1 protein-coding gene and 1 pseudogene are annotated in these 587 nt (G+C 60.0%); both read right to left on the bottom strand.

Annotated features, from left to right (window positions below):
* A pseudogene (locus AC04SF_RS37435) lies at positions 1-467 on the bottom strand (ABC transporter permease); the annotation flags it as partial.
* Positions 460-587, bottom strand: a 128-nt coding sequence (locus tag AC04SF_RS37430) for an ABC transporter permease subunit (protein ID WP_488481881.1), incomplete at its 5' end; no start/stop codon positions are given. The gene AC04SF_RS37430 and the pseudogene AC04SF_RS37435, both read right to left, overlap by 8 nt.

Raw genomic sequence — 587 nt, 5'->3', positions numbered from 1 at the left:
CCGAACAGGAAATATTGCTGCTTGACCGACGCGCTCATCGTCACTTCGAGACCGTCGGGCGATTTGTTCTCGATCTTGGTGTCGTCAAAGGCATCGGACCGGTCGAGGTAGCGGATGTTGCGGTCATCGATCGGCTTGGTCGACTTGACTGTGACGAAGACCTGACTGCCCTCCTGATGCCACTCCTTGATGTCGACCCGCATGCGCTTGATCGCTTCGGTGAGCGCCGTTTCGATCATGTCGGGCTTGGGATAGGCCGACAGGCTTGGCGGCATGCGCACATAGTCGGCATAGATGGTCGTGTACTGGTGCGGCACGAACCAGGGCCCGAACACGCTGATGACTGATATAAAGGCGAGGTAGTAGAGGCTGAACATGGCGGCGCGGTTGGCCTTGAGGCGCGCCCAGGCATCGCCCCAGAGCGAACGACCAACGATGGCGGGAGCCGTGGCTGCGATGTCAGTCATAGCGCACCCTCGGGTCGACGACCGCGTACATGACGTCGACGATCAGGTTGAAGACGATGGTGAAGATGGCGATCACCACCACTGTTCCCATCACCAGCGTGTAGTCGCGGTTGAGCGCCG

This window comes from Mesorhizobium sp. CNPSo 4671, from assembly GCF_057784245.1.
This window is presented reverse-complemented; position numbering and strand designations above follow the sequence as displayed.